Origin of the sequence: Bacillus sp. B1-b2, assembly GCF_009183415.1 — a bacterium.
GTDB lineage: Bacteria > Bacillota > Bacilli > Bacillales > Cytobacillaceae > Niallia.
In genome coordinates this window covers 1-21,358 of sequence record NZ_WEHU01000007.1, presented here as the reverse complement: position 1 = coordinate 21,358, position 21,358 = coordinate 1, and the positions used below count along the sequence as shown (strand labels likewise).

Below are 21,358 nucleotides of genomic sequence, written 5' to 3'. Positions count from 1 at the left end.
TATAATCCAAATTATATAAAAAAATCCTTCTCTACATTTTATTATAGCAAAGGATTTTTATTAATAAAGATCATCTATAGTTTTGAGCGTCTTACATTTTCGAAAAAATCAATGTCTCTACGATTTATAACATAAAATAAAACTACTTCCTTTTATTTCTAACAATATAACCTTTTTCTTCTTCTGTATAATCAAGTATTACTTGTAGATTTACTTTTAAGTACTCTAATAGTTCGCTTATATTATTATCTACAGTATCAATCTCTACCTTTTTACCGTTTCTCTTTATTTCATTAAAAGGTGTTTGTATTTGTGAGAGGACTATAAATGTTTCTTCCCGATCAAAAAGTTTTACTTTCAATAACTCTAATAACATAGTTGAAGCATTTTCTATAGGTAAATTTCTGATTATTCCTATGATAGACACATTTTCTAGGGTATCAATAACAAGTTCACTATTATTTTGAAAATGCTCGTATATTTTTTTGGAAACAACTGAGTTAATATTGATATTTAGATAATTATTGTTAATTACAGACAGACTTAAGCTGACGTCCGCTGAGTGTTTAATTAGTCCTTCAAATAATTTCTGATCCATTTGAATACTATCTATTTTTTCTTTATTATCTATTAAGTATATACTTGCAGCGTCGGCACTTATTTTTCTGACCTCTTCAAAGAGTCTATAATCCCAAGTAATTTCATCTTCTTCAAATACTTTTATTACCCTCTCTTCACGACCATTTAATAACAGAAATAGTAGGTATTCAATTACTAACTCACTTTTGTTAGGTTCATTTAACAATGACTGAAGGATATCATTATCATAACTGATAAATCCCTCTTCTAATATAAATTTAAATTCTCGTAGCTGTATCTCTGAAACTTTATTACTAAGGTAGTTCTTAATAGTTACAGTTTCTGTATTACCTTCCTCGAGAATTATTTCTAAAATATTTAACGACCATTCCATTTCATTCTCTGAAATCAGAGAAGATATATCTTCTTTTGCATCCTTAAATTTGTCTAAGACATACTTATTTTTATGATTTAAAGATTCTAAATGAATATATACGGATTTATCCCATATAAGTAATTCATTATCAATAAGCACATTCAATGTTTCCTGATTTATATGAAAAGAGGTATCAAATTTTACAGGGTAGTTTAACTTTTTAATAAACATTTCTAACAAGGAATAATCTTGGATACCTAATTCCAAAATCGAGTTAACAAATCCATTATAAAAGCCGTTATTAGCATTTACCTCTTGTATAGAATTCAAACTATTTTCTATTAAATCTAACCAATTTTCATCAGTTGATAATAAATGGCCAATTTTAAAGCTAATATTGCTATTTTTAAATGCCTCTGTACAATATTTTATATTTGACCAAGTGAGAGAAAACTTTTTATTCTTATATAACATTTCTAACAAACTAATTGGATTTATGGCAGATAAGTCACTTACAGTACCATTCCATTTTACTATCAAGGGTTCCAGAATAGAATAATCTTCTTCTTCAATAGTATTAATAAAGTTGATTAATACCTCTTCATTTTCATTATATTCACTTTGAAATACTAAAACTTTATCTATTAAGATATCAAAATTATTAAAGGTATATTTTTCAACACTTTTATTTCCTTTAATTAATTCTATAGAAATTTTCTGTTCTTTAAATATTTCACTTAAATTTTCAAGAGTTATTTCGTAAGCATCTATCTCTATTAAACAAGCGAGTACTTCATCTGAAAAACCAATTAAAGAACTAAATTTAATATCTAGTTTTCCAACGATTTTAAGAAAGTTTTCGGATAGAGAAATATTAGTTACATCAGTTTCTTTTGAGATATAGTGACGTAAATTATCAATACTCTTCAATTTTTCTAAATCAATAGAATCGGCATTCATTAAGATTAAATTTACATATTTATCAATTAGTACAATAGGAATATCCTCATTCATTACTACTATATCCCATATATCAATGTCGTTAGTAATAGCTTTTTTCAGAAACTTTCTAATTAGGTTTTCTGATTGGTCGTTCTCATCCCGTAAACTTTCAAGAAACTCTATATATTCTTCAATCTTTTTTTCTTGTTCACTATCCTCTTGCTCAATATCCATATATAAAATATTTATTATCTTCGATAGTTTTTCATTATTTTCTTCTGTATTAAACTCTAGTAAATATTTAATAAAATATATATTAAGTACAGCTACACTAGATATATCATCGACTCTAATTTTCTTTGAGATTTTCTCAATACTCTTTAAAGGAGCATCTAGATGTTTTTTGTCATCCAATCCTCTTTTAACTGCTTGAATAAACTCTATATCTAATTTTTTTAGTGAACCTTCCTGAAAAACTGACAAATAATCTTCATAAGACTCATTTAACCAATTATTTCGTATAAGTAGCTGCAGTAATCCTTTATTAGATAAATCAACATGAAGATCTATTTTATCTTCTAACATTAACCTTGAGATAGACTTGGATTGTATATTTTTTATTTTTTTCTCCAGGTTTTTAATTTGCACATCTACTTCTAGTTCTTGTCGAACAATATTTCGATCAAAATCTTTGTATAGATTTAAAAAGTTAGTATTATCAATAGTAACAAATTCTTCTAAATTTGAATATGAATTTATCATATTATAATGATTATCCCTGGAGTAGACCCCAAATTGACCAACTATTCCATTATTCATAATATAATCAAGCACACTTATCCCAACAGCCGTATAATCTTTAGAATAACTAGTCATGTTCAATATTATATTATGTTCCTGTTTTAAAACCGTATCCATTAATCTTTGTTTTCTAGCAAACAACATAGCAACATCTTCTTTAGACGTTATTATATTACCGATTCCATTTTTTGTTTTATTTTCTAGTTCTGATATCTTATTTTTTAAGTTTGAAATAATTTCTGTTTTATTATTAAAAATTCTATAAACTAATCCCTTATTCTCTAATAAATGTGAATAATCCTTAGGATAGATATTCTTATAAACAATGAAAGCAAAAAGTTGATCATAAATAACACTAGAGTCTTCTAACCTAGTACGGTATACTTGGAATTCATTACAAATGTTAATGAGGGTACGCATATCATTAATAAATAAGGATAGATCTTCTATTAACTTTTTGCTTATTTTTTGCTGGTTACTGACTACTCCGATTGAATTCTCTTCTTCAATTACATCTTTTAGTTTGCCCAATAGAAATGATTCAGCATTAGAGCTATGCATAACTTTAATTGTTGGTATTATAAAATCAAAAAACTTTGTACGATTATTAATTAGCTCTGATTCATCTTCGTTAGTGAAAATATCATCTTTTAATGCATAGATGAATTTTATATCTGAATCTTTTAATAGGGCTGAATTATTAAGTGTAGTATTTAAACTCCTAAGGCTTTCATATATCTTTAAATTTTTAAATCTATCTAAGTCTTCAAATACAATATATTTGTACTTTGATTTGTGAAAGAGATATATTATTTCGTCCATATAATTATTAAATACAGTGTTTCCATCCTGCAATTTAAACTCAATGTTTGCATTTGCAATTCCAAACTTACTAACACCTAGTTTTCTAAAAATCATTAACATCAAATAAATAGCAGGAGCATAAAGTAATGTTAAAATTATATATCCTAAAAATAACATTACGTTTGACCACAATCCTTTCCCCACCCAATCAATTAAAACTTCTTTAAGACTATTCATCCATTCATTACTTATTAATAAATAAGTAAAAATTATGGTGGACATCAGAAATACTAATATACGAAAAACATACCAAAAATTTAAATCGCTAATCTTAGTAAATCTTGAATTAGGAATTTGGTCTGGATTTACTTGGTAAAACATTTGTTGCAAAATTTGTTGTTCTAGTAGATTTTCATTTAAATTCGGGTCCGAATTCTGTTCTAATTGAAATGTGGCAATTGATACTCGCATCATTTTTTTTGCTTTTTTATCATTTTTTTCAAAGTAAGATTCTATTATAGTGCTTTTTCCCGCACCATAACCACCTGTAATAGCAATATTCTTATTATCCCTTTCCTTTAACGCTTCATCTAATGCATAAAAGTAGGATTTCTTAATTACATCATCTTCACCAAGATCCTTCTTAGCTGCTAAGCTCTCATATTTAATTTCGGTCATTATATTCTCCTCTATTAAGCAACTTCCATATTCAAAAATGATTAAAATGTTAATTAATATCTATCATTTATCCAAATAATATCAGCTGCTTTATGAACATGTCTTTTGTTATCAAGCCAGAATACAGCAAATCCATGTTTTTTATAAAAATAATCTAGTTTATCAAAATGATCCTCATCAGCATAAGAAATCCATCCGGATATTTCTTTAATAGAATTCTCTAGCGCAATATCAATCAAAGCAGTTAATAAAACTGAACCATATCCCCTATGCTGATTATCTCCAAATACTTGTATTTCAAGAATTTCTATTACTTCTCTCATTATATATTTCGCCGCCAATCTAACCCTGTCTTTTAGAACGCCTTGAGAAGTAATTACTTTTAGTTCAATGAAAAAATTTCCATACTTGTCCTCTAAATCAAGATTATTACGATATACAATTAATATTTCTTCATTTTTGTACACTACATCTAGTACTAATTTTTCAGGATCATCTCCTATTTTAGTTAGTTCATTTTTTAAGACGCTTTTCAAGTCCTGTGAGTTTACTTTAGAAAAAGATCTCTTATTTCTATATTTATCTATCTCCGACATAAAATCAAACATAACCCCGTATCACCTCATTGTATTCAAAAAATTCTATACTCATAGCTATTTTCTATGTTAGCATTTCATATGTTTCTTCGCTACAAGTTGAACAGCATTAGTAGCAGGTTTCATCCCTTTAAATGTCATCCTAGCAGAGATTTCAATAGCAGAGATTTTAGATTTGCAAGGGAGGATTCTCTTTTAATAACTATGTAAGGTGTTTCTTAGTAAAAGAGACTCCAACTTTCTTTAAAACATTATGACTGATATCAAATCATCACCTTCTTCTTTTAAATTTTTCTTTTTTATATCAAAACTACCAAAAGAACCTAAAGTTTCCTTTTTAGAAAGACTTTAGGTTCAGCAGTTATATAGATTAATTTGCTAGTACAGTGTAATTCTTATGATTAACCACTGTTAAATTACTTTCATATTGAAGAAAATTTGTATCATAAGAAGATAACTGAACAATAACTGAATTTTCCTTAACTAAGGTTACTACTCCTGTCACCTCTTGGTTTGCTCTCAAAAAGATAATCACATCGTCTATTTTCGCTCTGATTTTTATCATCCATTTCCCATTCCTCCAGCATGTCATTAATGGGTAATCCTTTTAACTCTTCCATTAAACTTTTGACTCCAATATCCTATTTCCATATCTTCAATTGCAACTCCGGTAGAGCTTTGGGCGCCGATGAATTTCCCTTCTCCTAAATAAATCCCAACATGCCCATCTTTTTTATAAGTATCAAAGAATACGAGATCTCCTGGTTTAGCAGCTTCATAATTAACCGCATTCCCCATTTCTTTAAGAGTGTCTGTTGTCACTCCGCTTCTATTGCCTAAGGTTACTCCAACTTGTTCAAATGCCCAATGAACAAAGCTAGAACAATCAAAATACCCTCTACTTATATCCTCTTTGCTCCTTCCTCCTCCAAATACGTAATAAGAATTATTTATCCACTTATATCCTACTGTTGTAACATCAATCCCACTACTTTTATTAATATTTAGATCGATTATAGATATGTCCTTTTGGAACTTAAAGCTCTCTGCTAACTTTATAACTTTATCAACATACCAATCTGCATGGTTATAGGCCCATATTGCCTTCTCTTTGTTATTTTCAAATCCATGAGAGGCTAAGTAATACGCTGCGCTTGCAATGCTGTCCGCTGGATTCCATGGGTCTGCTTTTCCATCATTATTAGCATCAATTCCAAACCCGTTTCCTCTTTTTATGGTTTCTAAATCGGTGATGTCTATATCTTCAGCTACTAATCCTCCACCAATATCGTACTTATATCCTACCCATGAAGAAGGCATAAATTGCATAGGTCCTATGGCTCCAACACTGGATTCCATGGTAACATGAGTGGAAAAGGAGGTTTCTACAGCATGTATAGCCGCTAAGTAATACCATGGTATGTTATATGTCTGTTCACCATAAAGATAATATAGCATATATTCTTCTGGTACCTCTTTAGATGATGTAATGCTTTTTTGGTAAAAATCACTTTCAAATCGTTCTCCATTTACCCTGGCATTTTCATTAGTAATAGCGGCTTCAATCATCTCTTTATCCTTTGATAAAGTTTTGCTTTTTAATTCTAATTTTTCTTTTTCTACTTTATAAGTATCCTCTTTTTCATTCAATGCATCTATTAATTTACTGGAAGCTTCCTGTTGTTGTTGCAATTGTTCATTCAAATCGCTAAATTCATTAAGTAATGTTTGTTTTTCCATTAAATACGTAAAATCTCTGTTCAAATCTTCTACGAAATTAAAGTTCTTTACGTGCTTCTTTATAATAATATCTTCATTTATCCCGGCCAAATTATCCGAAAGAAAGGGTAGATCATTCACCGAACTTTTCTTTTTTTCCTGATATTCATGTTCTTTCGCGGCCAGTTCATCTTTAACTTTTTTTACCTGCTTTTTATTTAAGTCTATTGCTGTTTTTAAATGATTTAGTTGCCTTTTTTTTAAAACTAATTCATTTTGGGTTATATTTATAGCCTTATCCATCTTTACAATTTGTTCTTTCAAATTTTTATTATATTCATCAATCGAATCAATCGTTGTTATTTCTTTTTCACTCTCATTTGCATCAACATGGATTGGTCCATTTATCAACCCTATGGATAACCCAATAGCAGAAAGAAAAGTGATACTTTTAATTTTACTACTCATTTTAACCCTCCCCAAAAAATAACCCCAAGAATACATAGAAATGAATGTCTCTCTATGAATCTTGGGGTTATCCCATTTGAATTTTCAATTTGTTCAACATATTCATGTATTAACACTTTAAATAATCAATTAAAATTAGGATTAATTGAGGTAATGCTAGCACAATGCCCATATTCAGACCAAAAAGTACTTTTCCTATACACATTTACTTCTCACTCTCTATCAAACCTTTGTTAAATCAAGTGATTACTTTCTCAAACATTACTCTTTGGTAGATAAAGCTACTGCTAGGATCCCCAAATACCCTTTTGTCGAGCTATTTCTTTTTTGAATACGGTTTATCATCTCAACAAGCGTTTTTTTCTCTTCTCTACTACTTTTTTCTATAATTAATTCTGCTAATTCTTTACTCTCAATTTTTTTTTTAATAAAGGGTATTTCAATATATTCATATTTACTTAATTCATATCTAATTACCATATCTGTATAATCTGTAGGAAATTGAATAAAGTCGTTTTTAACTAATTCTGAAGATAGAGACATTTGTTTCTAAGCCCCCTATTCTACTTCAGCAATTGTGTCATTAATCGCATTTGCAAATTCTTGTAAATTCCCTCTTTCCAGTATAGAAATCTCAATAGGTAAAGCTACCCCTCCATTATTCGATACATTTAACGAACAAGTATAACTGTTAAACAAGGGAACAATACCGATAAGAATAAGGACTAATCCTATGAAAAAATCACCATTAACAAAAGAAGGAAGTCCTAATATGAATGTAAAAAACAGACCAAACAAAAATCTCTTTAGATGAAATTTTGTTGATGTTGAAACACTAGCTATGTTCTTTAAGGACATAGTAACTTCATTTTTTCCTATAGGCATTAAACCTAAAACGGTATTACGATCATACCCTTTAAACCTTTTATTAGTTAATAATAAATCTGTTGTTAACCATCTTAATAAAACATTCGTACAGTATGTGCCTTCTTTCAGTTTTTTCTCTCTTTCCATGACGTTTTTTCTCCTTTCAACAAAAAAATCCCCCTAGAATAAGACATACAGTTTATATGTCTTCATCTAGGGGGATTCCCTCTTCGTTATTTATATAGGTAAATTATAGCAACCATATAACGAAAAGTCTAGTTGTTATTAATTTTCATTAATTTAATGTTCCTTTATCCTATAAGCACTTTTATTTTCTTATTTTCATAAGAATCGTGCTTATGTACTTATCAAAAACAAAACAAAAAGAAGAGATTATTAATCTCTTCTCTGTTCAGTAAGATGATACTTTTCTTAATCGCTTAGGGGATCTTCTATGAAATATCCTTCTATCTTCCTGTAATGAAGCGGCTTGCTCTTTATTTGAACCTATTGATTCATAATATCTTTTTTTAGCTTCATTAAAAATCTCTTCTATAGCCTTAGTTATCTTATCCATTTGGCGTTCAGTAATACAATCGTCTAACTCTACCATTAAATCATTAACTTGTTTTTTTTCTTCTTCCGTTAGGATATCATTCAGTTTCATGATTTCTCTCCTCTCGTCTATCTTACCTCGACTATATTCTATGCTCTTCTGCACTATACTACGATTATTGTTATAAATATTATAACATATCGAAATCATGTTGAAAAAATAAACACTACAGATCCTGATTTATCTTTCTGTTTATTTCCTCTATTCTGCTTTCCTTCTTTGATTGAAGTGATTCTTCAACTTTAATAATTGCATTTTCACCTACATATCCACCTAAGATTGATGTTAAAATTACTCGTTCCGTTCCATTTGGATCACTGAATAAAATCGTAACAATAGCTCCAACAGCTCCAAAACAACCATCCAATAAGAAACCCGGATAGAATGTAAGTTTATTATTCCTCGGTTTTTTTATTGTCCCATACCTCTTTGCGTGAGTTAAAACTCCCATACCAAATCCAATACAACCAGCCAAAATTATTTTATTTAACATGCCTATTCACCTCTCTTGAAAAATTTGCGCAAACACAAAAAAGCCTTTGAGGCAATAGACAATAAATACATGCGTTACATGTATTATGCCTATTAGCCCAAAGGCTGCGTGTTTATTAGTTAAGACGCTAATCCTAAATAGGATTGCCAAAAAAGAAAAAAGAAAAAATGGTTATACATTTATTATACGATTTTCTTTCTTATAACACTACACAATTTAAAAAGAGATAGTAAACCTATCCCTTTTTACTAGATATAAATTTTCAAGTCTAAGAATTTTTATTATTTGATCACTTCTCACCATAAATTAAAATCCACATAATTTTTTGCTGACTTTAATGTAGAAAATAATAGTCGTACGTCTCCCGCTTCTTCTAATGGAACGTACTCTCCTCCTATAAATGGATAAAACATACCAATTATCCAACCGTCCCCATCTGGATTTTCTAGAACCAGATACTTAGGTATTTCATCACCATAATAAGTAATTGTTTTATGATAGCTAAAGAATCTATTAACGTCTTCTTCTCTCCAATCTATCATTATGTCCCCTCCTAAACTATTCTTACCCTCTTAACAAATTCTAACTTCTACCGATTCATTTTGGTTCATTTGCTGATATCTTAGTATTAATTCATCTAACTCTTTACTCTTCTTTATTGCTTCGGGAGAATTAAATCCCTCTGAGAATGCAATTTTTAACATTTCTTCTCTTACCCGCTCTATTTGATCTCTTAGTTTATACATGAGTATTCCTCCAATTTTATTGTTTTAGAATATCTTTGTATTACTTAACAAAACCATTTAAGTCAGTATCTGCATAACCAGGGATGCTCCAAATATTTAATTGTTTTTCTTTTGCTATATTTTCTGCATCCTTATAGACATCAATAAATTCATATTCATCAAATAAGTAAGCTAATTTAACATATCCCTCTTTTAATAAATATGACTGAATACTAATTTGATCTAAAAAGACATGCGCCAAAATTCTTCCGTACTTATCCTTTTCATCAGCATTAGGATCCAATTGATAGGTAATTTCCTTTCCTTCTATAAGGTTAGCCAGATATTCCTTACCTTCTTGTCCAAATGGCTCATTCTTCCCTTTTGTAATTTCAGGTCCATTTATTCCGATTAACCTCAAAGCGGTATACTTATCTGCTTCCAAAACTAAAGTGTCAGCATCTATCACTTTTTTTACTATAGCTTTGTGTTTTTCTGTTTTAATATCAGCTGCCTTTTCACTAGAACGATTGACATCATTAAAGTACTTCTTAAACGAAATCTCCTTTTCTACCTGATTATCAGTCTTGTAGTTCTCTTTAGACTGGTAAGTAACTAGGCTATCTGTTGAACATCCACTTAATAAAAATAAAATAAATAAAGTGGAAATAATCTTTTTCATCTAAACCCCTCATTTCCAAAAAAGAGAGCACTCCAATATACTAAGACTTTACTTAGTAATTGGGGTGCTCCCATTTCTCAATATATTATATTCACTCTTCTAATTTCCTATATATTTATAATAAGGATAAAAATAGAAAAATTCAACCCAAAAAAAACTAAACTCTCCTTTCAGAAAAGGCAAAGCTAAATTGCTTCTATATCCTCCATGATTTTCTTAGTTTTTTCATTATTATTGATTCCACTGGCCATGGAATACCACCAAACTAAATCTTTTCTTCTTTTCTTATTATCTATTCTTGCTAACTCCATAACTAATTTAGTCACAACTTCTTTTTCTTCTTCAGTATAACTAATCATTAAATAATCCTCCTATATAGATACTTTTTTGGTATTTATATCTGCTAGTAATTCATTTTCCATTAAAGTTAATGACAAAAGTGTTAAATCATCTATTTTTTCATCATCTTTATTTCGTGTGATCCCCTTTTCTTTTAGGAATTCGATTATTCTTTTTCTCTCTCTTTCCACTCTTATATGTATTTCACGATCGTAATACATCTCAGTTCCTCCATTTAACCTGTACCAATTATTACTAATATGATTTCAAAAAAATATCAGAATTTTTAATTTTCTTTATAGTAATCATCAGAGAAATCTGGTACATCCTTTTGGTTTTCACAAATATTTTTAATCTTTTCGATATCAAATAAATAAGAAACCTCTTCGCTAATATCATAATCAAACTCATTTGCAACAAATATAGCCGCTTCTTCATTTTTATAGATCATTAAACGAAATGAACTAAACTCCGATTGTGCCTCTTCAACATATAATCCATTATGCGTGGAAAATTCATAAGTTTTAAAACATGAAGTTTCAACTTTAAAGTTCACCTGTTCTACAGTATTTATTAAAGTTTCCATTCTTTTGCCTCCCTTTTTATTTAAAAACCAATGATAAATGCCAACTGATCTCTTTTAGAAAAATGAAATCTGTCCTGAACTGCTTACTTTAAATGTAACCTCACTTTTCTCCCTTGTTTCCTCATTAATTTCAAAAGGTGTTTTTTCGTAGCAACCAAAATGAGCCTTCTTATTGTTAAAACGAGAAACATAAAAATAATCCTTACCATTTTCAAATAAGTAATAACTCATTCCAGGAACTAAGTTAGCACTATCTGCTTTTCCTAAATATTTCCCCTTCATTAATTACATGCCGCTCCTTTCTGTGATAAACACAAAAAAGCCTTTGGTCCTTTTATTAACCTAACAAAAATATTGTTAAGTAAAAATCAAAGGCCCAAAGGCTTCGTGTCTATTAGAATATGCTTATCATAAAGATAGCTAAAAATAAAAATTACAAAAAAATGTATATATAAATTCTAGTTGATTATTTTGAAAAAAGCAATAATTACTGATTATTTACCACTTAATTTCTTATATTGGTGGGAGTTTACACAGAACTCTTTTATTATCTTATCTAGTTGTTCCTTTGTAGCTTCAAACTTTGACCTTATCTTCTTTACGGCAGGCGTTAAATTATCAATTCTTATATTCTTAGGAACGCCTTTTGCTTGGTGAAACAGCAATTTAAGCCCTTGAAGAAAACACTCTTGGTTTTCTGATGGTAATGGTACAACGAAAGCTGCATTGCTGCATGGGTAAGACATCACAAGGGCATGTATATCAACGAATTCTCCGTCTTTTACTGCTTCCATTATTCCGAAATCTACCTGTGCTTCACTAGGAGGGTGTTCTAAACGATCATGGCCTTTATCTTGGTGATCATTATGGCTATTTTCCCAATCAGATACAAAATAGCAAACAGTTCTGTAAGAACCTTGAAATCTATGACTTTGAAGTTCTTCAAAAATTGCTTTCTTCGTATGACGTGACTTTTTCTTTAACTTACTGTCCTCAAAGAGGCAATCGGAAACCATCTCGACCCAGTTACCTTCAGTCATCATTCCTTTCTTCTGCTTTATTTTAGATTGAGGCAATTGTTCATTATCCCCATACTTCTTAGCTGTTCTCCAGTTAATACCAAGTGTTTTTTAGATCTTAGATATAGATAAACCCTTGTTGTTTCTCAAGTTTTTGATACAATGAGTACCAGACATTGCTAGCATCCTTTCATATTCCTCCACTTGTAAATGATTCGACACCATTACAGTAGAGGGACTTGGGGTGACGGGCAAGTCTTTTTTTATGCACTTATAAAATAAAGTGCAGGACCCTGCATTTTACCTATGCAAAGCTCTGCACTTTTATTTTGCAATAAACAAAAAGTTTGTTCAAATTGATCTATGAGAATCAAATTTAATCATTTCTAATTTGTCAGAACTAATGTAAGGACTTTTTAAATTATAGATAATTATATCATTTTTTCTATGCTCATTTTTCTTTATAAATAATTTTAAGAAATTAAAATCATGTGTAGAAACTATGAGTTGCTTTTCTATATTATTTAAAACGTCACACATAGTGTATTGATTAATATCATCCATATTTTGGATTGGATCATCTATACCTACAAAATTTAGTGAATGTATTTGTTGTTCTTTATTAATTGCTAAAAATATAGATATGGCTAATACATTTAATTGCCCTGAACTTAAAATATTTTTAGCATTACTTTTTCCACCAGGCTTATCACGTAATTCTTTATTATACGCTACTTTTATATTTATTTGCTCTTCGCTTCCTTCAAATACTAAATCACAATCACTTGGAATCGGATCTAAATATCTAAAATATCTTTGCACGGTAGAATTGCCTCGATTAAGAAAATCCGAAATCCCATCTCCTATCAAACTTCGTTTTTCTTGCTTATATTTTTCTAATAAACCTATATAAGAATTCAATTTGCCCATTTTAGAGTTTAAATCATTTTTATTTTTTTGGATATTAGAGATTTGTTTTAGAACATTATTATTAATTTCCTGTTTCACTAACAAATCTTTAATAAAATTTATTTCATCAATCTCAATGTCAATTTTTTGTATTGATTCTAAAGCAAAATCAAATATTTCTATAAACCTTTGATTATATTGATTCTCATTCAATAAACTTTGTAGATTGAGAATAATTAAATTTACGCTTGAAATATTATTCTTTATTTCTTTAAGTAAAGAAATATTATTTTTATATTTCGCATTCACAAAATATTTTCTCGCAGTATTCTTATCAACACTTTTTTTCAGGTCTTTAGCAGACTTTATTTTATTAGTAACTTTAGAGGTTTTTTCATAACCTGATATATCACTTGATACTTTTTCTATTTTTAAAATTACTTCAATTGCTTCTTTTCTTTGATTTATTTCTAGTGAATTTTTTGCTAAATGCTCTTCTAGAATAGATTGTTTTTCTGAAAATAACATTTCATCAAATAAATCTGATGATTTATAATTAGCTATTTCATTATCAAAGTTTTTTATTTTAGTTTCATTTTCCTCTTGATTTCTTTTTAGCCTTCTAATTTCTTCTTTTAATTTCTTCTTTCTATTTTCAAGATGTTTTGATAAGCTTATAGATTTCTCATAATAACTACTTTCATCATTAAGTTGATTCAAATAATCATTTAAATTTTGAGCTATATCACTATTTAAATTATTTGTTTGTGAAGAACAAACAGGACAATAATTTAAATCATATTTATTCGTGTATACTTGAACATCTCTAATGCCTGATATTAATTTAGCTAGAACTTGATCTTTATTCTCCTCAATAATTCTCTCTATTTTCTCCGATACACTATTATTTTTTTGAAATCGACTACTTAATCGTTCTAATTTTTCCATTATAAAATCAATAGATTTTTTTGCATTTTCAATCAGAGGAATATTTATACTTTTAAATTTTACAGCTGCTAAATTGTATTCTATCTTTAATTGCTCACTTCTTAGTAATTCAAGCTTTTCATTTAATTCATCGATATTACTTTCTTCAACATTTAACTCTTTCAATAAAATCTGTAGACCATTAAGTTCACCTTTTAATCCGTTAACTTTTTCTAAATTCTCTTCTAAATTTGACAAACTCAGTATTTTATCGCTTAAACGTTCTAATAGAAGTTCTGCTTTTTTCTTTTTACCTAAAAGAAGTTCTTCTCTAGATTCATAATCATTCAAAAGATTCTTCAATTCATTAAGGCTACTATTTCTTTGCCCATCTTCTATTTTACTGTAAAATTCTATGTATTTCTCTAAATGGTTTTTAGTATTTAGTCTTTTAGCTATTTCATTTTCCACATTGATTTTTGTATTGCCATCCGATAATAAAATTCCATACGTACTCGATAATTCGTCTAATTTCTCTCTTTCAAAATAGTGCATTGTTTCTTTCTTGTTTATTATAGCCTTATCTAACTCACTAATTTGGTCAGATAAATTATCTTTATTTTTTTCTAAACCTTTTAATACTCTTTTAAAATTATCAAATTCGAGAAGCATTGATTTTAAACCCATTATATTAGCTAAAGCTTTATACCGTTCTTTCGAATCTTCACTTGTAATAAAATCTGTCACTTGATCTTGAGATAGAATATAAGCTTGCTTTAATAATTGACTAAAACCCCCTCGTTCATATGTAATAGAATTCGCAGTGTGCATTTTTAAGAAATTTTCTATTTGTTCTTGACCAATATGAACATTGTCATCTTTTGATATAATTCTCACTTGCAAATTTCCAACGTTACCATTTGTTACATTAAAGTATCTAATTAAAGTATTCCCATCGAATTCTAAAGTAACTGCTACTTCAAAGCTCTCTTCAATATGAATTCTTTTATTAACAATATCGTATTTCAGCTCATTTTCTGAACCATCAAATCTATTTATTTTTCCTGTTAAACACCATTCAATAGCATCAAAGAAAGAACTTTTACCAAATCCATTGGCACCGTATAGAAGTATAACTTCCTTGGATAAATCAAATACGACCTCTCCCATATAGTTTTTAAAATTCTTTATTATCAACTTTTGAATGTTCATAATCAATTTCCATCCCTTGCATTAAAGTATTTACTATTTCCCCAACTTGATAATCTTTCAATTTAATATTTTCACTATCATATTGTTTTAAAAGAGAAAATAACACTTTCACTTCCTCATTATATTCAGTTTCCCTTAAATTTTCTGAATTACCTCCTTTTTTATCGACTGTATTATCCAAAAATGGAATTCGATTTAAATCATTTTCATCCCTAACAACATACTTTCTTAACGCTATATTATTACGTTCTATCATGAAAAACTGTTCATAGTTTATTTCTTCATCTGTACAAAGGATAAAATAACTATTATAAATATTTTCACTTTGCTCTAATAGCAGTATTCTTATTTGATTGGAATAGATATTTATATTTTCATGTTCTAATTCCATGTGTAATCGCTTAAGAAAAACTCTAATTGTTTCATTTCCATATAGGGAAAAGCCTAGCTTCTCCACTTCTTCATTTTCTAATGCTTTAAAATTCTTTTGAATTAGTCTATTATGTACTAAATTAAAATTATTCAAAGAACACCCTCCTCTAACTCTTCTAACCTTTCCACTAAATACTTTTCTATATCATCTTCTTCCAAAGCATCATAAAAATCAGCTTTCATAATATTTCCGGGTAATAATTTAGCTATGATTGGAACCTCATTTAGTTTTTGGTTATCTTCCAACTCTTCAATATCTATTGATTCCTTAACGTATATCTTGAGAGGTTCAATTTTGTCAAACTTTCTATCATTATAATTTTGTATAATGATATTTAAATCTATTCCCATTAGATAAAGCTGCTCTTTTAAACTTGCATTTTTTATAATACCGTTTAATCTTTCAATAACTTCGGGTTTCTTTTTTGCAACTTCTAATCTTAAAAATGCAAAAATTTCATCTATATCTTCAAATTTTTTCGCTACCAATGATTCGTTTCCATCGAATCTTGTCTTTTTATTTTTACTCACTGTGAGCATTATTATTAGAGTAAATAACTCCAATAAACTATTTTCTTTCATATTAGTGCTTAATCTTGAATAAATTGAGGTTTTATTAGTGCCATCAAATAGACGTTCAAATAATTTTTTTATATCTCCACCCTCATTTAATATCCAACACTCTAAATACTTCTTATATTCATAAATTAAACTATTAACGATTTCTGAATTTCTAAAGTCTTTAACGCTATTTAATAATTCATCTATAACTCTATTAATAATAGTAATGCCTTCATGCTGGTTTACTATTAAACTGGCTTGGGACAGTGCTTTCTTTCTAACGATATCTAATAAATTAACGATCTTTTCCTTTGTAATAATTAATCGTTCTATATTAGTTTTATCAGTACATTCTTCAAATAAATACCCTATAATAAAATTTAAATCTGAAACGGCAATAGATACATTTTCCCCATACCCACTAAAAATAATTCTATTAAGTTTCATACATAAATAATCTTGAAACTTATCTATTTCTTGCAAAGATGATCCCGTATGTAAATAAAAACGTTTTAGTAGTGACTCTATACTTTCTCCACATAAACTTAAATAAGTAAACTCTGTTCCTTTATCGTCAAACACTTTCTCCGATAATACTTTGAGCAAACCATCATCTGAAGAAACCTCTTTATTAAATAACTTATTATCTGTATAATGATCAAAATTATAATTTTTGGTACGAATAAAATGATAACTTGAATATAATTGAAATTCTGTTTCGTATTCTTCAGATTTTTTAGTTAGAGTTGCATTTAATAACAATTTATCTACCCAGGAATTAGCTTGAAGAAATTGTTTCTTGTTTATTTCTTTATTGCTCCTTCTATATAAACTTGAAGCAGGAGACTCCGTGACTTCCAGTTTGATTTTCTGACTAGTTTTTACTTGTACAAAGCGAACTTTATTGCCTTTACCTACTACAATATCATCATGGTATTCCATAATAACAAAATCCCATTTATCCTCTAACATCTCTACAATATATTCAATTGTAACTAAAAATTGATAATAAAATCCCGATAAAGCTGTCAAACCGCCAGTTTCACTAACAGTAGCATTTATTAAATGCTCTGCGATTTCTTCTCCTTTCCTATTTCGAAAATATTGATTAATAATTTCTTCCCTCTCTGGATCAATAGGACCAATATTATCTCTTTTTAATATATATTCATCTACAACATTTCTTACCGTGTTTATCATGCAATCTCCTTCTCTAAACCTTCGTTTTTTAAGTGTATTAATAGCGAAAGATACGACAATTTCTAATTTCAATGTTAGATTTCAATAATTTTATTAATTAACCTCTCCGCTCTATGCTTAATACCCACCTTATCCTTTTGCATTTTAGCAGAAAGTCTAAATTACTTTTTCCTATAAAACGAGTTTATTCAGATAAAAAAGTTTAGTGTTTTTCGTTAACATACTCTAAAAGAATTTCAGAAACCAACTCTTCTAAAGTAAAATTCCCCTCAGAAGCAATCTGTTTCAAAGAATCCTTAACCTGGGTAGGTATTTCTATAGATAGCAACTCATATTCAGAATCTATATAAATTCCTTTAACCGTTGAGATTATAGAACCTTCCACCATATACTTCTTAATAGTTTTAATCGTTTCTTCATCTAAAGTATCGTACGGAAAACAATATGGTTTAATTTCTAACTCGATTGTTTGTTTATTTATGTTCATCTTCATATTTGTTGGAGTGATATATTCATAACATTTATCTATGAAAGAGTATATATTAGTTTTAACCTTATATTCATAAGGGAACACAAACTTAGCAAATTTCCTTTTGGAAATTATAGAACCTCTTTCAATTAAATAAACCGGTTTAAAACCATATTGCTCAATTTTCGTATATGGAATCTTATTTCCACTAGCAGTTAATAAAAAGTAATCTTCATCTTCCCCAACCATCAATCTTCCATGTTCTTCACTTCTTTCATGAATAAACAATTGAAACCAACCATGTTTATTTGGTTTGGAATAAAACTCTTTATTATTTCTACTTCTCATATTTTTATAATTTTTTTGAAAACGTTCAAGCTCCGTTTGTTTAATAAAATATAATTCCCTACCTCTATAAACTTCTTTCTCTGCAGTAAGTTTACCATCCTTTATATAGTTAAATACCGTTACAGTAGATACACCTAATTGTGCAGCAACTTCACCAGTGCTAAGTCCTGGCTTTTTTAATTTGTCTTTTACCTCTTCTACATCATCTATATAAAAGTACTTCGTATTGTCAATTTGCCAACTTTTTTCATTCACTGCAGTTAATATGCCTTGTCTGGAATATGATAAAACTGTATTCTCAGCAACACCTAATAATTCTGCAGCCTGTTTTGTAGTAATTTGCTTTTTCTTATCTTCTTGGCCCATTTTATTCTCCCCAACTAATCATTATTAAAATAGTGTATACATATCATTTAATATTAACTCAATATTATAATCTATTTATATGTTACCATTTACTATAGTCAATATTCAATTGGGGAATAATTCTAATTTATGTATTAATTCTTGCTTTGTTTACAATACTCACTAGCATTCTCTAAAAAATCTGTTATACATTCTTCTACCTTTTTTCTTGTTGGTTTTTCTAATGTAATACTTTTAAAAGTTTTATCAATAACTACCCCTCCTCCCCCTATCAATAATTTAATCTCCACTGTATCTTTTTCTCGACTCAAACTTCCTCTTTTATCTACAAATCTACTAACTTGCACTCTAAGACCATATTTGGATTTTTGTAAGAAATAAGTTTTCACTTGCACTTCATATTTACTTACAAAAAAAGTACTTTCATCTAATGCTCGGTATAAACTTTCGCTAATCAAAAAATCCACCTCTTCCTTTTATCATTAATAAGATTATAATATGTATCTTAATATTAAACAAAGGTTTAATATCTATTTTATATAAAAAAATATAATACCTACTATTTTATATTAAAATGTATTTTAAATATTAATTTTATTTATATGTATATATAGTAGACAAATAAAGTATTTTTCTACTAATATAGAAGTAGATATTAAATATACCTAAATTAAATTAATAACGAGTCACATATAACCATATAATCACTTTGTTTTCAAAAAATGCTAAAAGAGGTGAAAAAATGCTAGAAAAGGAAATTTCATTCCATTCGAACAAAAATTCGTTAGAATTTACTGGAAGTCAGTCGTCCATCGCATCGTTTTCAAAAACTTTAACAGATCCATCGCTATTTCAAAATTTACCTGACGAGTTAATCATTATGGAGGACGTATCTAACAATAAGGAAATAAATGACTTGGAAATGATGTATTTATTTTTACACCAAAAGAAAGATATGGATATACGAAAGAATAAAATGGAGAACACCATCAAAGAGTACAGCAGAGATTTACTTATCATGTATAAACAGATAATAGAAAATGCTTTTTCCATTGGATTAGATTTAAATGCACAGCAAAATCCCTATCAGGTATTTAAACTACTCAATCATGTACATATTAGAAAATTTCAAGAGTGGTTAGCTGCAGCTCCGTTAGGGAAGGGGAAGAAGCCATACGCAGTTTCTACACTGAGTCGTAAAATGGTAGTTCTTAAAGGATTTCTTTCTTTTTTGTATAAAACAAAGTATATAGAAGTTCCGCTGCATGAAAAAATGTTGAGTAGTAATGTGCGGGATATTGATCGGCCAGATAGGGATTTAGGAAAAAATGAGGTAGTGCAGATATTGGACTATTATAAAGACCATCCCATTGTTCATGGTTTACTAGCAACCTTAATTACAACAGGGCTTAGAATAAACGAATTATGTCATAGTAAAATATCGGATATTTCTTATGTGGATGGAGATTACTGGTTATATGTATTAGGAAAAGGGAGACATGAAAGAGAGGTACTCTTACATCCATATATAATAGAAGAAATACGGAAATTTCGACGAACAAGACGGTTAGATTTTATATTAGATGGTAGTGATAATTCGTATATTTTTATGACGAACAAAGGGAAACCATACAATTATAAGTATTTATCTAATTATTTAACAAAAAAAATTAATGAAGCGGATTTACCTTTCATCAAAACAAGGAAAAATCCAATTACACCACATACACTAAGACATGCTTTTGCACAAATTAGTTCTGATCAAGGGGCGAGTTTGGATCAAATTAAAATTGCATTGGGGCACAAATCGATTCAAACAACATCTATTTATCTGCAGAAGAAATCAAGAAGAGAAAACAATGCGGGACATGCTTGGAAAAATTCAAGTATCATTAATTCATTGTGATTTACAGGTGACAATATAAAAAAAAGGGTTGTATATTCGTACAACCCTTTGATAAACAAAAAAAACAGACCTTATTCAGTCCGCCTTGTTGTCTATTGTACCATCACATTTATAACGAGTTTATATTCATTGTCTTCATCTAGTCTTAAGCGTACTCCGCTAAAGCCTCCCTTATGACCTTACCTAAAAAGGATTGTTCAGCGACCAAGACAGCTTCTGTAGCGCTTGTTGCGTTTATTTGGTAACCTCACACATCCGCTACACCTTTTAGCATTGATACGTCCCAAACGTCATTCATAAATACTACTCCTATTAGTAATTTATTAAACCATAATTCATTTTCTCTGACCATCTTTTTTGTCTTTCGTGAATGCGACCCAATCCCCATTAACCTTTTCTATTTTAAATACTTGTCCGATTTCTATATCTTTCGTTATTCTTTTCAGGGTTCTATTAGGGGTAGCGTCAGGAAAATGCGGATTTACAACGTTAAGGAAATCAAAATATAAAAAGTCTAATTTCTCGGTGTTATAAGTGAAAAATTAGGCTTTAGTTACTTCATTAAAGCGCCTGATTGTTGAAGACTAAAGTTTATATTCACCAAGAAAATTGATGTGCTCTTATCCTAACAAATTTTATTTAGGACTTACATGTATGCCTTCACTCTCTCGCCAATCTGCGTAAAGTATACGCTTTACATTATCATATCCATTGGTAGTTAATTGGTTATCTAACCAC

At 28.9% G+C, this 21,358-nt stretch carries 22 protein-coding genes; 1 reads left to right on the top strand and 21 read right to left on the bottom strand.

Features of this window, described 5'->3' with window-relative positions:
* Positions 1 to 142 precede the first annotated feature (142 nt).
* The 21 genes from F9279_RS08350 to F9279_RS08255 all read right to left on the bottom strand — a co-directional run bounded on the left by F9279_RS08350 (position 143) and on the right by F9279_RS08255 (position 19,172).
* Positions 143 to 4,180 carry a hypothetical protein gene (locus F9279_RS08350; RefSeq protein ID WP_152112340.1) on the bottom strand — a complete coding sequence of 1,346 codons (4,038 nt, stop codon included), beginning with the start codon at positions 4,178 to 4,180 and terminating at the stop codon, positions 143 to 145.
* A gap of 53 nt (positions 4,181 to 4,233) precedes the next feature.
* A complete protein-coding gene (locus F9279_RS08345; RefSeq protein WP_152112339.1) occupies positions 4,234 to 4,788 on the bottom strand; it encodes a GNAT family N-acetyltransferase in 555 nt (184 codons plus the stop codon).
* Positions 4,789 to 5,146: 358 nt separating this feature from the next.
* Positions 5,147 to 5,341 (bottom strand): DUF2187 family protein, encoded by a 195-nt coding sequence (locus F9279_RS08340; protein WP_047944806.1) that lies wholly within the window; start codon positions 5,339 to 5,341, stop codon positions 5,147 to 5,149.
* Positions 5,342 to 5,367: 26 nt separating this feature from the next.
* On the bottom strand, positions 5,368 to 6,963 hold the full coding sequence (locus tag F9279_RS08335; protein WP_193224516.1) for an NlpC/P60 family protein: 1,596 nt from the start codon (positions 6,961 to 6,963) through the stop codon (positions 5,368 to 5,370).
* 261 nt (positions 6,964 to 7,224) lie between these two features.
* Entirely contained in the window at positions 7,225 to 7,506 is a 282-nt protein-coding gene (locus F9279_RS08330; protein ID WP_144545662.1) for a hypothetical protein, read from the bottom strand.
* Positions 7,507 to 7,521: 15 nt separating this feature from the next.
* Positions 7,522 to 7,977, bottom strand: coding sequence for a hypothetical protein (locus F9279_RS08325; RefSeq protein ID WP_152112338.1), 456 nt, complete (start codon positions 7,975 to 7,977; stop codon positions 7,522 to 7,524).
* Between the two features lie 265 nt (positions 7,978 to 8,242).
* Positions 8,243 to 8,497 (bottom strand): hypothetical protein, encoded by a 255-nt coding sequence (locus F9279_RS08320; RefSeq protein ID WP_016204214.1) that lies wholly within the window; start codon positions 8,495 to 8,497, stop codon positions 8,243 to 8,245.
* Positions 8,498 to 8,612: 115 nt separating this feature from the next.
* Positions 8,613 to 8,939 (bottom strand): DUF4257 domain-containing protein, encoded by a 327-nt coding sequence (locus F9279_RS08315; protein ID WP_016204213.1) that lies wholly within the window; start codon positions 8,937 to 8,939, stop codon positions 8,613 to 8,615.
* A 296-nt stretch (positions 8,940 to 9,235) separates the two neighbouring features.
* Complete coding sequence (locus tag F9279_RS08310) at positions 9,236 to 9,481, bottom strand: hypothetical protein (protein ID WP_144545658.1); 246 nt, start codon at positions 9,479 to 9,481, stop codon at positions 9,236 to 9,238.
* Between the two features lie 30 nt (positions 9,482 to 9,511).
* On the bottom strand, positions 9,512 to 9,685 hold the full coding sequence (locus F9279_RS08305; RefSeq protein WP_016204211.1) for an aspartyl-phosphate phosphatase Spo0E family protein: 174 nt from the start codon (positions 9,683 to 9,685) through the stop codon (positions 9,512 to 9,514).
* A 40-nt stretch (positions 9,686 to 9,725) separates the two neighbouring features.
* Positions 9,726 to 10,346: a thermonuclease family protein gene (locus F9279_RS08300; protein ID WP_144545656.1), complete on the bottom strand. Its 621-nt coding sequence runs from the start codon at positions 10,344 to 10,346 to the stop codon at positions 9,726 to 9,728.
* Positions 10,347 to 10,531: 185 nt separating this feature from the next.
* Complete coding sequence (locus F9279_RS25105) at positions 10,532 to 10,705, bottom strand: hypothetical protein (RefSeq protein WP_186325669.1); 174 nt, start codon at positions 10,703 to 10,705, stop codon at positions 10,532 to 10,534.
* A gap of 12 nt (positions 10,706 to 10,717) precedes the next feature.
* On the bottom strand, positions 10,718 to 10,906 hold the full coding sequence (locus F9279_RS08295; protein ID WP_047944802.1) for a hypothetical protein: 189 nt from the start codon (positions 10,904 to 10,906) through the stop codon (positions 10,718 to 10,720).
* Between the two features lie 65 nt (positions 10,907 to 10,971).
* A complete protein-coding gene (locus tag F9279_RS08290; RefSeq protein ID WP_144545654.1) occupies positions 10,972 to 11,271 on the bottom strand; it encodes a hypothetical protein in 300 nt (99 codons plus the stop codon).
* A gap of 54 nt (positions 11,272 to 11,325) precedes the next feature.
* Complete coding sequence (locus F9279_RS08285) at positions 11,326 to 11,553, bottom strand: hypothetical protein (RefSeq protein WP_047944800.1); 228 nt, start codon at positions 11,551 to 11,553, stop codon at positions 11,326 to 11,328.
* A 212-nt stretch (positions 11,554 to 11,765) separates the two neighbouring features.
* Positions 11,766 to 12,347: a hypothetical protein gene (locus F9279_RS08280; RefSeq protein ID WP_226793373.1), complete on the bottom strand. Its 582-nt coding sequence runs from the start codon at positions 12,345 to 12,347 to the stop codon at positions 11,766 to 11,768.
* A 294-nt stretch (positions 12,348 to 12,641) separates the two neighbouring features.
* Complete coding sequence (locus F9279_RS08275) at positions 12,642 to 15,338, bottom strand: AAA family ATPase (RefSeq protein WP_152112337.1); 2,697 nt, start codon at positions 15,336 to 15,338, stop codon at positions 12,642 to 12,644.
* On the bottom strand, positions 15,304 to 15,864 hold the full coding sequence (locus F9279_RS08270) for an ABC-three component system middle component 1 (RefSeq protein ID WP_152112336.1): 561 nt from the start codon (positions 15,862 to 15,864) through the stop codon (positions 15,304 to 15,306). The genes F9279_RS08275 and F9279_RS08270 overlap by 35 nt, the downstream gene beginning before the upstream one ends.
* Complete coding sequence (locus tag F9279_RS08265) at positions 15,861 to 17,603, bottom strand: dsDNA nuclease domain-containing protein (protein WP_226793370.1); 1,743 nt, start codon at positions 17,601 to 17,603, stop codon at positions 15,861 to 15,863. The genes F9279_RS08270 and F9279_RS08265 overlap by 4 nt, the downstream gene beginning before the upstream one ends.
* A 130-nt stretch (positions 17,604 to 17,733) precedes the next feature.
* Positions 17,734 to 18,714 carry a helix-turn-helix domain-containing protein gene (locus F9279_RS08260; protein ID WP_152112334.1) on the bottom strand — a complete coding sequence of 327 codons (981 nt, stop codon included), beginning with the start codon at positions 18,712 to 18,714 and terminating at the stop codon, positions 17,734 to 17,736.
* A gap of 134 nt (positions 18,715 to 18,848) precedes the next feature.
* Positions 18,849 to 19,172: a hypothetical protein gene (locus tag F9279_RS08255; protein WP_144545643.1), complete on the bottom strand. Its 324-nt coding sequence runs from the start codon at positions 19,170 to 19,172 to the stop codon at positions 18,849 to 18,851.
* A 284-nt stretch (positions 19,173 to 19,456) separates the two neighbouring features.
* On the opposite strand from F9279_RS08255, the gene F9279_RS08250 reads away from it, so the two are divergent.
* Positions 19,457 to 20,620, top strand: a complete 1,164-nt coding sequence (locus F9279_RS08250; protein ID WP_047944793.1) for a tyrosine-type recombinase/integrase — start codon at positions 19,457 to 19,459, stop codon at positions 20,618 to 20,620.
* Positions 20,621 to 21,358: the final 738 nt, after the last annotated feature.